Origin of the sequence: Phenylobacterium sp., from assembly GCF_036495085.1 — a bacterium.
Taxonomy (GTDB): domain Bacteria; phylum Pseudomonadota; class Alphaproteobacteria; order Caulobacterales; family Caulobacteraceae; genus Phenylobacterium.
Genome location: NZ_DASXNL010000114.1, coordinates 1 through 12,187, shown reverse-complemented (window position 1 = coordinate 12,187; position 12,187 = coordinate 1). Strand labels below are relative to the sequence as shown.

Annotated in this window: 11 protein-coding genes, 1 rRNA gene and 1 other annotated feature; of the genes, 3 read left to right on the top strand and 9 right to left on the bottom strand. The window is 64.2% G+C overall.

The genetic code is table 11. The annotated features are described in order from the left end of the window. The 8 genes from VGI62_RS13600 to VGI62_RS13565 form a co-directional block, all read right to left on the bottom strand. A partial coding sequence (locus tag VGI62_RS13600) for a methyl-accepting chemotaxis protein (RefSeq protein ID WP_331505036.1) occupies positions 1-1,607 on the bottom strand: 1,607 nt, incomplete at its 3' end. A gap of 12 nt (positions 1,608-1,619) precedes the next feature. Beyond that, positions 1,620-2,114, bottom strand: coding sequence for a chemotaxis protein CheW (locus tag VGI62_RS13595; protein WP_331505035.1), 495 nt, complete (start codon positions 2,112-2,114; stop codon positions 1,620-1,622). 26 nt (positions 2,115-2,140) lie between these two features. Beyond that, positions 2,141-4,126, bottom strand: coding sequence for a chemotaxis protein CheA (locus VGI62_RS13590; RefSeq protein WP_331505034.1), 1,986 nt, complete (start codon positions 4,124-4,126; stop codon positions 2,141-2,143). Further along, positions 4,123-4,488, bottom strand: coding sequence for a response regulator (locus VGI62_RS13585; protein ID WP_331505033.1), 366 nt, complete (start codon positions 4,486-4,488; stop codon positions 4,123-4,125). The genes VGI62_RS13590 and VGI62_RS13585 overlap by 4 nt, the downstream gene beginning before the upstream one ends. Beyond that, positions 4,488-4,823, bottom strand: coding sequence for an STAS domain-containing protein (locus VGI62_RS13580; RefSeq protein ID WP_331505032.1), 336 nt, complete (start codon positions 4,821-4,823; stop codon positions 4,488-4,490). The genes VGI62_RS13585 and VGI62_RS13580 overlap by 1 nt, the downstream gene beginning before the upstream one ends. A 333-nt stretch (positions 4,824-5,156) precedes the next feature. Further along, positions 5,157-5,813 (bottom strand): response regulator transcription factor, encoded by a 657-nt coding sequence (locus tag VGI62_RS13575; RefSeq protein ID WP_331505031.1) that lies wholly within the window; start codon positions 5,811-5,813, stop codon positions 5,157-5,159. Between the two features lie 39 nt (positions 5,814-5,852). Continuing rightward, positions 5,853-7,658 carry an ATP-binding protein gene (locus VGI62_RS13570; protein WP_331505030.1) on the bottom strand — a complete coding sequence of 602 codons (1,806 nt, stop codon included), beginning with the start codon at positions 7,656-7,658 and terminating at the stop codon, positions 5,853-5,855. Positions 7,659-7,834: 176 nt separating this feature from the next. Then, positions 7,835-9,187, bottom strand: coding sequence for a helix-turn-helix domain-containing protein (locus tag VGI62_RS13565; protein ID WP_331505029.1), 1,353 nt, complete (start codon positions 9,185-9,187; stop codon positions 7,835-7,837). Positions 9,188-9,419: 232 nt separating this feature from the next. Between VGI62_RS13565 and VGI62_RS13560 the strand changes: the two genes are divergently transcribed. Both VGI62_RS13560 and VGI62_RS13555 read left to right on the top strand, forming a co-directional pair. After that, positions 9,420-10,445 carry a LacI family DNA-binding transcriptional regulator gene (locus VGI62_RS13560; RefSeq protein ID WP_331505028.1) on the top strand — a complete coding sequence of 342 codons (1,026 nt, stop codon included), beginning with the start codon at positions 9,420-9,422 and terminating at the stop codon, positions 10,443-10,445. Between the two features lie 157 nt (positions 10,446-10,602). After that, positions 10,603-10,920 (top strand): hypothetical protein, encoded by a 318-nt coding sequence (locus tag VGI62_RS13555; protein ID WP_331505027.1) that lies wholly within the window; start codon positions 10,603-10,605, stop codon positions 10,918-10,920. Between the two features lie 73 nt (positions 10,921-10,993). On the opposite strand, the gene VGI62_RS13550 is transcribed toward VGI62_RS13555, so the two are convergent. Next, a complete protein-coding gene (locus tag VGI62_RS13550; protein ID WP_331505026.1) occupies positions 10,994-11,275 on the bottom strand; it encodes a hypothetical protein in 282 nt (93 codons plus the stop codon). 111 nt (positions 11,276-11,386) lie between these two features. Next, positions 11,387-11,865: a sequence feature (23S ribosomal RNA rRNA prediction is too short), on the top strand. A gap of 140 nt (positions 11,866-12,005) precedes the next feature. Here VGI62_RS13550 and rrf point away from each other — a divergent pair. After that, positions 12,006-12,120, top strand: a 5S ribosomal RNA gene (gene rrf / locus VGI62_RS13545). Positions 12,121-12,187: the final 67 nt, after the last annotated feature.

Sequence of the window (12,187 nt, the reverse complement as noted above, 5' to 3'; positions counted from 1 at the left end):
GCGACGGGCGAGCGGGCTGGGGCAGCCTTGGCGGAGGGCTTGCGCACCGCTACCTTAGCGGCGACCGAGGCCGGGCGCTTGGCCACGGGGGCGGTCCTATGGACCAGCGCGCCGGCGCCGGCTTCGGTGCGGAAATAGGCGATGGAGGCCTGCAGCTCCTCGGCCTGGGCGGCCAGTTCCTCTGAGGTGGCGGACATCTGCTCCGAAGCGCCGGCGTTCTGCTGCGTGACCTTGTCCAGCTGCTGGATGGCCTCGTTGATCTGGGCCGCGCCGATGTCCTGCTCGCGGCAGGCGGCGCTGATCTCGGCCACCAGTTCGGCGGTCTTGCGGATGTTGGGCACAAGTTCGACGAGCATGGCGCCAGCCGATTGCGCCGCCTTGACCGTCTCGGACGACACGGACCCGATTTCGGTCGCCGCGGTCTGACTGCGTTCTGCCAGCTTGCGCACTTCGGAGGCGACGACGGCGAAGCCCCTGCCATGTTCGCCGGCGCGGGCGGCCTCGACTGCCGCGTTGAGGGCCAGCAGGTCGGTCTGGCGAGCGATCTCCTGGACGATGGTGATCTTTTCGGCGATGGTCTGCATAGCGGTCACGGCGCGGTTGACGGCGTCACCGGAAATCTCAGCGTCCTTCGCCGACTGACGGGCGATCTTCTCAGTCTGGGCGGCGTTGTCGGCGTTCTGTTTGATGTTGGCGGCCATCTCCTCCATCGAGGCGGACGCCTCCTCTGCGGACGAGGCCTGCTCGGTGGCCCCCTGGCTCATCTGCTCGGAGGAGGCCGACAGCTCCTGGCTGCCCGAAGACACGTTCTCCGACGCCGAGATTGCGTCCGACACAACGCCGCGAAGTCGCTCCACCATCAGGTTCACATGGCCTAGGAGGTCGCCGATCTCGTCGCGGGTCGTGATCTGGGCCATTTGCGTCAAGTCGCCCTCGGCGACGCGAGCGACCGCCTCGCCTGCAGTGCGCAGACCGCGCGATAGGCTCCACGCGATGTATGTCGCCGCGGCGGTGGCGAGCAGCAGCGATAGCGCTGCGACCGCAACAAGCACATTACGCGTCGTCTGGTAGGTCTGTGTCGCCGCGGCTTGGGCCTCGTCCATCTCCGATTGCGAAGCGGCTATGATCTGATCGCCGAGTTGAACCATGGCGTCGAGGGCCGGCGCCATGTCTTCCATATTGTACTTCGCGGCCACCACATTGTTGTTCGCGAGGCCGAGTTCGCGCACCTTGGCGTTCATCGGCTTGAACTGCTCCCAGTTGGTCCGAAATCTATTCCACAGTTCCCTGGTGTGCGGACTCGCCGTCCGTTCGCCGTCTGCCAGCTGTTTTTCGGTCGTCGCAAACGCGTCGCTGAGTTTGGCGTCGTAGGTCTTCATCTTCGCGTCGTCGGTCTCCATAATCAGGTTCTTTTCGTAACGGGTGACCTGCAGTAGATCCGTCTGCAAGTCATCCGCGGTTTTCAGGCGCGAGACCGGACCCTGATAGTCGACCATGTTCTTGTGGATGGTCGCGAGACCTGTGACGCCGAAGCCGGCAGCCGTGAGCAACATGAAGATGACCGCCCCGAAGGCGACTATAAGCTTGCTCTTGACGGTGAAGCGCATGTGATTTCCTTTTCAGGAGAGATTGAACGGGCCGCTCGCGCCGGTGGCGCCGCCGCGGGTGGTGAAGATTTGTTCGAGGTCCGGAACCACGATGAATTCGCCGTTCCGCTTGACTAGGCAGCAGATGAAGTCGGGCCGCCAGCGCATGCCGACGCTAGGCGGTGGCTCGCTGTCGACCCGGTTCAAGGTCGTGACCTCGTGCACCTTGTCGGCGCGCAGGCCGATCAGGGTGGGCTCCCCGCCGAGATCGTGTTCGATAACCACGATGCGGCTGTCGATGGTGGTCTCGGCCCGGCCCAAGCCGAAAGCCAGGCGCAGGTCCGCTAGTGGGATCACCCGGCCGCGGAAATTGATCACCGCGCCGACGAAGGGCGCGGCGCCCGGGACCGCGGTCTCGGGGGTCACGTCCAGAACCTCGCGCACTAGGCCCGCCTCAAGGGCGAAGGTTTCGCCGCGCAGATCGAAGGTCAGCACCTCGGTGGTTTTGGTGGCCTGGATGCCGCTCATGTCCGATTTCATCTTGCTCGCCTGGCTCAGCTTGCGGCGCGCAGCTGCGCGTCCTGACGTTGGCCGGCGGCGACCAGATGGGCGATGTCGAGGATCAGGGCGACGCCGCCGTCGCCGAGGATGGTGGCGCCCGAGAAGGTCTCCACGTCGGCGTGAAAGCCGCTCAGCGCCTTGATCACCGTCTGGTGGTCGCCGAGGATCTGGTCGACCACCAGGCCGACGCGCTCCTGGCCGGTGGAGACCACCACCACCTTCTGGTGCGGATCGGGCGCGAGGTGGGTGGCGAACAGGTCTCTAAGGCGGATGAATGGCACCAATTTGTCCCGCAGCGTGATTAAGCTGCGTCCGGTGGAGCGCAGGTCCTGCTCCACGGACAACTCGACGCACTCTTCGACCGCCGCCAATGGGATGACGTAGCGGGCCGGGCCGACGCGCACGAGAAGGCCTTCGATGATCGCCAGGGTCAGCGGGATCCGAAGCGCGATCTCAGAGCCTTCGCCCGGCGTGCTGGTCATCCGGATCGAGCCGCGCAGGCCTTCGACGGTGCGCTTGACCACGTCCATGCCGACGCCGCGACCGGACAGGCTGGTGATCGCCTGAGCGGTGGAGAAGCCGGGGTGGAAGATGAACTGCAAAAGCTCCTCGTCCGAGATCGCCGCGCCGGGCGCGAGCAGGCCGGCGTCCTCGGCCTTGGCGCGCACCCGCTCGCAATCGACGCCGCGGCCGTCGTCGGTGACGGTGATGATCACCTCGGCCCCGGATTGGCGAGCGGCCAGCACCACCTTGCCGGATCGCGGCTTGCCGGCGGCCAGGCGCGCCTCCGGCGTCTCCAGGCCGTGGTCGGCGGCGTTGCGGATCAGATGGACCAGGGGATCGGCGAGGCGCTCGATCACCGTCTTGTCCAACTCGGTGGATTCGCCCTCGGTGGCGAAGTCGATCTCTTTGCCAGTGTCGCGCGCAAGGTCGTGGATCAGGCGGCGGAAGCGGCCGAACAGCTGTGCGACTGGGACCATGCGCACGACCATCATGGTGTCGCGGAGCTCGCCCGCCAGGCGTTCGATCTCTTCGGCGACGGTGCGAAGCTGTTCCTCGCCGCTGGTGGCCGCCACCTGTTTCAAGCGCGACTGGGCGATCACCAGCTCGCCGACCCGGTCCATCAGCTCGTCGATGCGTTCGGCGGGCACGCGCACCGAATCCACCGCGCGGGCGGTCTTGGCTTCGAGTTGTCTGGCGCCTGCGGAAGGGTGGGCGACCGCGACCCCGGAGGCTGTAGCCTCGCGCGCTTCGGCGGCCGCGGCCTTGTCCTCAGCGTCCGCAGGGGCTTGCGTCGCCGCGCAGGGTTCGGCTTCGATCTCAAGGGTCATCTCGTCGAGGACGAAGATGAAGACATCCTCGATCGTCGATTGCGGCTTGTCGGTGGTCAGCACCACATCCCAAGCCAGATGGCATTCGGTAGGCTCAAGCGCCTCCAGCGGTGGCACGCGGTCGGTCACCGCGATGACCGCGCAGTCGCCGAGTTCGCGCAATTCGTCCAGCAGCGGCAGCGGCCTGACGCCGTTGGCCAGGGCGTCGGGCGGCAGGCTGAAACGGATGCGGAAGGTGGTCAGGACCAGCGGGGCGGCGGCCGGGCTCTCGCCGCCGGCGGTTTCCACCGCCCGGCGCAGGTCCGCCAGAAGGGCCTCGCCGGTCTCCGGCGGAGCGTTACGTCCCTCGGCCAGGGCGCGCATGTGGTCCTGTGCGGCCAGGACCGCAGACACCAGAGCTGGCGTAGTGGCGACTTCACCCTTGCGCACCTGGTCGAAGGCGCTCTCGCAGTGGTGGGTGAAGGCGGCCAAAGCGTCGAAGCCGAACATGGCTCCCGAGCCTTTCAGGGTGTGCAGCCCGCGGAACACCGCATCGATCAGGCCGCGGTCGCCGGGCCGGCCAGCCAGGTCCAACAGCCCTTGCTCGACCTGCTCGAGCAGGTCTTGCGCTTCCTGGCGAAAGATGGCGATGGGATCATCGCTGCTCACCGGGCCAGCACCTTCTTGACCACCTGGACCAACTGGTCGGGGTTAAAGGGCTTGGTCAGCCAGCCTGTAGCCCCCGCCGCCCGGGCCTCGGCCTTGACGCCGGCATCGCTCTCGGTGGTCAGGAAGATGATCGGCACGCCTGAATGCTGAGGTTTAGCGCGCAGGCCCCGGATCATCGACAGCCCGTCCATCACCGGCATGTTGAGGTCGGTGATGATGAGGGAGAAGGCGCCGGCGCCCGCCTTGCTGAGTCCTTCGGCGCCATTGCTGGCTTCGACCACCTCGTGGCCTTCATTGATCAAGGCGATCTTGATCGCCTGTCGAATACTCGCCGAATCGTCGACCGTCAGAATAGACGCCATTACGGTTGCCCCTTTTCCTTGAGCCAGAATGCGCGCTGGTCGGCGGCTTGCAGGAACCCGCCGCGGCGGAGCGTCCCCAAGAGGCCATTCTCGGCCGCTACCGCCAAACAGAATTCGCCACCGCTGTCCCGAGCCGCTTCACGCGCCGCGATCAATAGTTGCACGCCAGCCAAGTCAATCGCCGCATTCGGGCCGAGCTTTACGACAATATACGGTGTGGTCCTGATCGCCTCGATCAGCTGTCGATACGTCTCGTCCACCGTTTGAATGGTGATGTCGGATGGCAGTTCAATCACGTTTGCTCCGCTGGATTCGGTGGATCCCTGACTGGTCATAACGGTCGCTGTCTCTCGGTCTGTTGCGGCGCCAGTCGGCGTCCCCGTGCGGCGCCAAAGGCGGCCAATCGCGGGCGCAATTCTGTTGTGGTTTTGGTGTGGGTTCTGCGTAGACGCTGCGGTCTAGTTTTTGTAAGGGGGTAATTTACACCGAAACATAGAATACATATCGGTTGTCGTGGCGTTCATGATAGTTTTGGTGAAAATATATACCTGATTGCATAGCACTGTTGTAAGCTCGCGCTGCCAATAAAACTGATATCGACAGGAAGCACGTGCGGTGTGACTAAAGTATTACCAGGTGCTCGGACCTATACCTACGTATAGTGCGCGTTACGACTCGTTTGGCGGCGCGAGCTTGTCCGCCATGCGGACCAAATTGGCCAGGGATCGGGCGCCCATTTTTCGCATGACGTGCCCGCGATGAACCTTGACCGTGACCTCCTGCACGCCGATGTCACCGGCGATCTGCTTGTTCAGGCGCCCGGCGACGACCAAGGCCATGACCTGCTGTTCGCGCGGGGTCAGGGCGTCGTATCTTTTGCGCAGGTCGGCCGCGTCGGCCTGCCGCCGTTTGCGTTGGCGATCCAGTTCGATCGCGCTGCGAATGGCCGCGATCAGCTCCTGCTCGCGGATCGGCTTGGTCAGATAATCGAAGGCTCCGGCCTTCATCGCCTGCACCGATGTCGCCACGTCCCGGCGCCCGGTGATGAAGATAATGGCAAACGGCGGTTTGGCCTTGGCGAGTTCGAATTGGAGGTCCAGGCCGCTCTGGCCTGGCAAGTTCACGTCAAGGACGAGGCAGCTGGGACCTTCGGGGCGTGGCGCATCCAGGAACTCACGTGCGGATCTGAAAAGAGTCGCGTTCATGCCTTCCGCGCGGATCAGTCTTCCCAGCGCAAATCGCAAGACGTCGTCATCTTCAATGACAACGACAAGATCGAGCGTGGCGGCCAGATCACCCGCAGGGGCGTCGCCCGACGGGGCCAACATCGGCGCTTTAGAGGTCAAGGCCCAGCACCTTGGAGATCACGAACTGGCCCTGGCCCACAGCGCGATCTTGCTCAGCAACTCGCTGGGATCGATCGGCTTGGCGACGTGATCGTTCATTCCGGCCTGGCGGCAGGCCGCCACTTCGGACGGCATGACGCTGGCGCTCAGGGCCAGGATTGGCGTTGTCCTGTTCAGATCCGACCTCTTGCGGATCTCCCGCGTCGCGGCGAGACCATCCATTCCAGGCATTTGAAGATCCATAAGGATCAGGTTGAACACCGCATCGAGAGCCGTATCGACGGCCTCTTGGCCATTGTTGGCCAGCGATAGCTGAACATCGAAAGGCGAGAGCATGGCCGCGACGAGTTCGCGGTTAACCGCGACATCGTCGGCCATCAGGATCCGGAGCGGGGCAAGACGCCATTCCTCGATCTCGGTGGTGGTGGCGGGGCCGGATTGGCTCGCCGCGGGCGCCTCGACGGTGAACCAGAAGGTCGATCCGCGACCCTCGGCGCTATCGACGCCAATCTCGCCGCCCATCGCTTCGACCAAGCCCTTGGAGATGACCAGGCCAAGGCCGGCGCCGCCGTGCTCGCGCGTGTTCGAACCATCGACCTGGGAGAAGCGCTGGAACAGCCGAGCGGCATCCTCCGGCGATATGCCGGCCCCGGTGTCGATGACCTCGAAGCGTATCCGTTCGCCGCCTTCGGCCTGTCGGCTTACGGCGAGGGTCACCGATCCAGACTCGGTGAACTTTACGGCGTTGCTGAGCAGGTTGAGCAACACCTGCCGCAGACGGTCCATGTCCGCAGTGACCGTCTGGGGAAGTTCATCGGCCGCCGCGAGCTTGAACGTCAAGCCTTTGTTCCTGGCGCCGGTTGAGATCAATCCGACGGTGTCATCAATAAACGCCGCGAGATCGAAAGCCTTCGGGGCCAATTCTACCTTTCCAGCCTCCAGCCGTGAACATTCCAATATATCATTGACCAGCGACAACAGGGCTTGGCCGCCTGTCTTGATCCGGTTGACATAGGTGTTCGCCTTGGTCGGGAGCCCGTCGATGTTTTCGAGTAGCCCGGCGAAGCCCAGAATGCTGGTCAGGGGCGTACGGATCTCGTGGCTCATATTGGCCAGGAATTCTGACTTGGCCTTGTTGGCCGCCTCGGCCTCCTCCCGAGCCTGCACCAGGATCTCGGCGTTGCGCTTGAAGTCGGTTATGTCGACCGAGACGGTGACGAGGCCGCCCCGCGCGGTGCGGCGATTTTCGATGCGAAACCACCGGCCGGAGCGCGTTCGCCGCTCGAATTCCGCATTGGGTTTGCGCCGCGCGGTTCTGCGGTCGCGGACCCAGGCGTCAAGATCACCGGGTTCGATGGCGCAATCGCTTGCCGCGACTATGCGCAGATATTCGCCGGCGGGCATGCCGACGCGCAACATTGAAGTATTGATCTCGGCGGCATCCGCGACGCGGTCGTTCCATGCCAACAGCCGATCATTCTCATCCCAGATGCTCAGACCCTCGGGCATGACGTCCACGGCTTCGCGAAATTGGTCGAAGGCCCGCCTTCGGCGCGCGAGACCAATCAACATAGAGCTCAGCGCCGCCAGGATCGCCAGGATCGCCAAGCCGATGACGGAATAGGCGGCGACGCCCCTCAGCGCGAATTCCGAGGCGTTCACCGCGCCGGCGCTCAGGATGACGCTGGCGGCGGCCATGGCCGAGAGGGGTGAGACGAAAGCGCCAAGGATCAGTGAAGCGGCGCCGACGGCCTGACGATGGACGAGGCCGCGCGGCGAGCCGGCGTGAACCGGCGCTCTCGCCGTACAGGGGGAATCCGACATTCGCCTCGCGCTTTACAGGACTGAACAACCGAGCGATTCTATCCGGCTCGCGACCCCGTATCCTGCCGGATCTTGCTATGGTGGAACCAGCTTGCGGAATTGTCAGCGTCAACCGCGGGGGACCGAAGGAAATACAGCCCGCCCGCAGGGTAACTTGGGGCGCGTTGTTCGGAGATTTAGGTCAACAGCTTTCGGAACCGCCCCGGTGTCACACCGACAGCTTGCCGGAAATTGCGGGCGAAGTGGCTCTGATCGGCAAAACCCACCTGAAGCGCGATTTCGGACAGCGGAAGACTTGTGCGGCTCAACAGTTCACGCGCCTTGGCGATGCGGCGCTCCATGACAAAGGCGAGCGGAGACACGCCTTCGGCCTGTTTGAAGGCGCGGGCGAAGTGATAGATGGAGAGCTCGGCGGTCGCGGCGAGCGAGCGCAGATCGATTTTCCGCTCCAGATGGGAGTCCACGAAATCGCGAATACGGCGCAGCGTCGCTGGTGATAATCCTCCGCGCGCCTGGACAGGCGGGCGCGGGGCGAGCGCAAGCGCAAGCGAGTCCAACCGCGGCCGGAGGCGATACTCATCAGGGTGGGACTGCGACCATAGGGCCAGAGCCGGCTCCGGCGGCGTGATGATCGCCGGCCACAGCTCCTCAGTTCCGCGGGGGCTGACCGCGACCAGCACATCGCCGCGGTCATTGTGCTGGAACAAGGCGTCGTTGCGTTCGAAGAGGGCCCAGAGGTCAAGTCCCTCAAGCGGGCCCAGACACCCCAGCTGCGACAGCGCGCGTCGGGCGGACCGGTCAGCGCCCACGATGCGCCGCTCCCGATCAACCGCGATCAGCATTTCACACCGGGGCTGATCGGTTGGACCGACCGCAACGATCCACGCCCGATGCAATTGCTTTCGAAACCACCGTTCCTCGATCGCCCGCGCCGATGCGACGGTGAGCGCGCCGGTCAAGGCGTAGGAATGCTCAGACAGCGCGGGATTGATTGACGAAATATCCAGGGCGCCAATGAGTTCGCCGCTGGCGCCGAAAATGGGAGCGCCGGAGCAGCTCAGATTGATATGCCGCGCCCGAAAATGTTGAGAGCGATGAACGGTCACGGCTTTCGCCTCGGCGAGGCAGGTGCCAACGCCGTTCGTGCCTTCGGCTTGCTCTGACCAGACGCCGCCGAGCCAGGTTCCCCAGCGCCTATATTGCGCGGCTTCGGACTCCTCGCCACGATGAGCGATCACCAGTCCGCCCTTGTTGCAAAGCAAGACCACATAGCCGACCGGCTGCACCAGCTTGTATAGCCGGTCGAGCTCAACTTGAGCCAGATCGATGAGCTGAGCGGCCGCATCCTGCGGTTGGCGAAGTTCTGCGACGGTCAGGATCCGCGGAGCTTCGGCCGAGCCTGGATCGACGCCATGGGCTTCGGCGGACCTTATCCAAGAGTTCCAGACGGTCTGGTCCGTCAGAGGGTTCGTTGGGCGTTCTACCGCCGCCAGAACCTGGTCAACGTGGTGCGGGCTAGCTTCGACCATCAAACTTCCTGCGCGCGAGGGCCATGGCGCTCGCGACCGCGTCGGCGACCTCAGATTCATGCTCTATGATCATAACGAGCTCTGTGCGATCGATGTGCAATCGAGTGCACAAGAGAAATTGGCATCAGTCGCCATTTCGTCAAGCACGTACGATAAAAATGTGATTCCAAAAGGAATCTACGCTGTTGGGAGTATCATCTGTAATGGTTTCCGTTGCACAAGTTGACGGCCGATGACGGCACGCTCCACGGTCCAGGACATCGCCAGGCGCGCAGGGGTCCATTCGTCGACGGTGTCGCGGGCGCTGAATCCGGCGACCCGCCACCGGCTGTCAGCCGAAGTCGCCGCGCGCGTGATGGCCATCGCCGCCGAGCTCGGCTATGTGCCCAACGGCCTGGCCGCGAGCTTGCGCACGCGGCGCTCGCATACCATCGGCGTGATCCTGCCGGACATCGCCGACCCGGTGTTCGCACCCATCCTGCAGGGCCTGGAAGAGGCGCTCGCGGCGGACTGCTATGTGGCCATGGTGGCAAACGCCGGCCCTGATCCGGATCATCAGCGGCTGGTGGTCGAGCGGATGCTGGCCCGACAGGTGGATGGCCTGGTGCTGGCCACGGTCACGCTGCGGGACTCGATCATCGACCTGTGCATCAAGGCCCGGGCGCCGGTGGTGACGGTAAGCCGCTCTGACGAGGACCGCCGGGTCTCGTCTGTGGTCAGCGACGAAGCGCGCGGCATGCGCCTGGCGGTGGATCACCTGGTCGGGCTCGGCCACCGGCGGGTCGGCCACATCGCCGGTCCTCAGAACGTGTCGACAGGCAAGGGTCGGCAGGAGGGTTTCCTGGCGGCCATGGCCCGTCATGATCTGGGGGTCGAACCGGCGGCGGTCGCCGTCGCCGCGGCCTATACGCGTGAAGCCGGGCGCGAAGCCGCCCAGTTCCTGCTGGACCGGGCCTCGCATATCACCGCCATCGTGGCAGCCAATGACCTTCTGGCCCTGGGGATTTACGACGTCCTGCGCGCCCGGGGGCTGTCCTGCCCGGGAGATGTCTCGGTGGTTGGGCACAACGATATGCCCCTGGTCGACATAGTTTCCCCGCCGCTGACCACGGTCCGCATCCGCCATCGTGAGATGGGCGTTCAGGCCGCCCGTCTGCTGCTCAGCTTGGTGCGCGAGGAGGCGCAAGGTGGCGTCGATGTGGTGCTGAGACCCGACCTGGTGATCCGTGAATCGACGGGCGCGCCGCGTCGAATCTAAGAACTCGGCGAGTCCGGACGACGGATCAGCGGCGAGGTTGGGCTAACAGCGGACGACCTCAACTACGAAACAAGCGCCTGACCGACTTGAACATCAACGCGGCGAAGAACGCCGGAAGGGAAAGTAGCGGGCCGGCCTGCGCACCACCATCGGCCTTTTGAACGCCGAGCTTGAGCTGGCCAATGCCCGGCTCGGCCTGGTCCAGAGCCGTCACGACGCCTATGTCGCCCGCGCCGGCCTGCTGTCGGCCATGGGGCTCGAGGAGGCGCAATACCTGATCCCAGGCGCGCGGATCTACAGCCCTCAAGGATCGCTGAAAAGGGTCGAGAGCCTCGGTACGCCACCCTGGGCAGGCGCCGTCGCGCACATCGACAGCGTCGCCGCTCCATCGACACCACCGCCGCGCCTGTCGGTCCCAGGCGCCGGCGCCGAGCGCCCGGCGGACATGCCGCCCTTGACCCAACCGACACCCTAGCGCTGAGAGCCGCCAAGACAATGCCAACCCACCCAGCCCTGATCGCGCTCATGCTGCTGCCGACGTCGTGGCGTCATGCCCCGTCCCACAGTGACACCAGCCGTGTCGCCGGCTGGACCCTGCGCGCCCATGCTGAGCCCTTCACCGGCCGCCGGGCTGTAAGCTGTCCCGTGGCCGGGTCGACTACCAGCGCCGGGCCCTCGTCTTCCACTTGCCCAAACGCATCGACACCGCCACCGCTGTCTATCGTACCGACGACGGCCCGCCGATCTGGGCGCACGGCGACGAAGCCGAACTGGCCCACCTGGGCTTTGCGCAGCAGATCCGCGGCGGTCTGCTCCGCGTCCCCGAACATCGGATTTTCTCGGCCAACTCGGTCCAGATCGAGACCACCACAAGCCGGCGTCCCGCCAGGTTTAAGATCGACGGCTTCGCGGCCGCCCTCGATGCGGCGCAAAAGGCAGGTTGCAGCGCCGAGGATTTCTGACAGCCGTGACAACACGCAAAGGTATTCTAGGGATAACAGGCTGATTTTGCCCAAGCGTCCACAGCGACGGCAAAGTTTGGCACCTCGATGTCGGCTCATCACATCCTGGGGGTGGAGCAGCTCCCAAGGGTTCGGCTGTTCGCCGATTAAAGTGGTACGTGAGCTGGGTTCAGAACGTCGTGAGACAGTTTGGTCCCTATCTGCCGTGGGTGTACGAAGCTTGAGAGGATCTGTCCCTAGTACGAGAGGACCGGGATGGACATACCTCTGGTGGACCTGTCGTGGCGCCAGCCGCGCAGCAGGGTAGCTAAGTATGGAAAAGATAACCGCTGAAAGCATCTAAGCGGGAAACTTACCTCAAAACAAGGCTTCGCTGAGAGCCGTGGTAGACCACCACGTTGATAGGCCAGGTGTGGAAGCGCCGCGAGGCGTGAAGCTTACTGGTACTAATCGCTCGATAGGCTTGATCGTTCTCATCAAAGCTCATGAGCGCGATGATTTGCTACAGACGTTTGATGTCTTCTCTAGCGCGTTCTGAAAAGTGCGATGCGGTTTTCAGATAAAACGCGCGATGGTAAAAATTCATCCTTTTTGTTGACTTGGTGGCTATGCCGGAGGGTCCCCACCCGATCCCATTCCGAACTCGGTCGTTAAGCCCTCCAGGGCCGATGGTACTTCGTCTCAAGGCGCGGGAGAGTAGGTCGTCGCCAGGTCTACCGGAAGGATGAGCCGTCCAATCTGACCCTTCATCACGATTGCTTTGGCGCCGACGTTTGGCGC

Coding starts and splice junctions, on each gene's coding strand:
- VGI62_RS13565 (WP_331505029.1), bottom strand. CDS start 9,187: ATGGTCGAAGCTAGCCCGCACCACGTTGACCAGGTTCTGGCGGCGGTA.
- VGI62_RS13595 (WP_331505035.1), bottom strand. CDS start 2,114: ATGAGCGGCATCCAGGCCACCAAAACCACCGAGGTGCTGACCTTCGAT.
- VGI62_RS13570 (WP_331505030.1), bottom strand. CDS start 7,658: ATGTCGGATTCCCCCTGTACGGCGAGAGCGCCGGTTCACGCCGGCTCG.
- VGI62_RS13550 (WP_331505026.1), bottom strand. CDS start 11,275: ATGTTCGGGGACGCGGAGCAGACCGCCGCGGATCTGCTGCGCAAAGCC.
- VGI62_RS13560 (WP_331505028.1), top strand. CDS start 9,420: ATGACGGCACGCTCCACGGTCCAGGACATCGCCAGGCGCGCAGGGGTC.
- VGI62_RS13580 (WP_331505032.1), bottom strand. CDS start 4,823: ATGACCAGTCAGGGATCCACCGAATCCAGCGGAGCAAACGTGATTGAA.
- VGI62_RS13585 (WP_331505033.1), bottom strand. CDS start 4,488: ATGGCGTCTATTCTGACGGTCGACGATTCGGCGAGTATTCGACAGGCG.